This window comes from Acetomicrobium mobile, assembly GCF_937920065.1.
The window spans coordinates 1-1,240 of sequence record NZ_CALETC010000089.1 but is presented as its reverse complement, the minus strand read 5'-3'; the positions used below and the strand labels follow the sequence as shown (position 1 = coordinate 1,240).

Genomic DNA, 1,240 nt, shown 5'->3' with positions numbered 1-1,240 from the left:
CATGCCCGAATACGTGACCGCGAGGCTGCAGGACCTGCTTAACGACGAAAGAAATTTACTCTCCGGAAAGCACGGGCGGTTCAGGAGATTCCGCCCCGGAGATTCTTTTCGCTATATTAAGAAATAAAATTTTTAGGAAGTGAATTAAAGTTGAACAGTGTGTTTGAAAAAATAGCTCATAAAGTAAAATGGCTTAGTGGCAAATTATGCATATTAATGATAAACGTGATTGTTATTTTTGCTTGTATATTCATAAATAAAGACAAAGATATGTATATCCTGGGAAGCTCGCTTGGCTATAGGTTTGCGGATAATGCGATGTATATGTTTATTTACTTAAACGAATTTACCGACAAGAAGGCAATATGGATTACAAGGGATAGAGCAATAAGGGAACGTCTGTTGAATAAAGGACTCAAGGCATATTTGGCCTGGGAGCTAAAGGGAATATATCATCAACTCAAGGCAAAATACGCCGTTGTGGATCATGACTCTCGGGATATCAATCCCTACCTTTCCCTTGGGGCTATAAAGGTCAATTTATGGCATGGAATTCCTATCAAGAAATTGCCATGTTATCTTAAGAAAACCAATAGGATCACAAATTTCATAAAGTCCTCCAGATGGTATAAATTATTTTTCCCAGGGATGTGGGATCAAAAGGACATCTTCGTGTTAGTTACATCCAGGCCAATAATCGATCGCATGCTTCCCTTGTTTCCTGTCGATAGCAAAAAGATGATCATAGCCAACTACCCCCGAAACGAGATGAATTTGCGCCATAAGGGCTATGTTATTCGTTATCTGGACGACAAGATAATATCATTGTTGAAATGCTTGCAGTTGTTGAAAAAAGAGGGTTACATAATTTTAGGGTACTTTCCAACTTTCAGGGATTGGGGAGAAGATGTATTTTTCACCGCAGATTATGATAAGTTACGTTCGTTTTTGAGTTTCCTGTCCGATAATAATGTCGTGGTCATCACTAAATTTCACTTTGGAGTCAAGTTTAGAAACGGACAGCTTGAAAGGATAAAGGAAGATATTAGCGATTTCAAAAACGTCATACTGCTGGACGAGGGGGACGACATAAACTCAATCTTGCCAGATCTTGATCTGTTGGTATCCGACTACTCAGGAGTCATCTATGACTTTCTGTGGTACGAAAAGCCGATCATACTTTACCCCTATGACCTGGAAAGGTATAAGGAGGACAGGGGATTTTCAATAGATTACGATA

The 1,240-nt window shown here is 39.3% G+C and carries 1 protein-coding gene; it reads left to right on the top strand.

Translation table 11 applies throughout. From position 1 onward, the window contains the following. Positions 1-159 precede the first annotated feature (159 nt). Positions 160-1,240 (top strand): CDP-glycerol glycerophosphotransferase family protein (locus Q7P41_RS03935; RefSeq protein ID WP_303882279.1); only part of this gene is annotated, 1,081 nt, incomplete at its 3' end.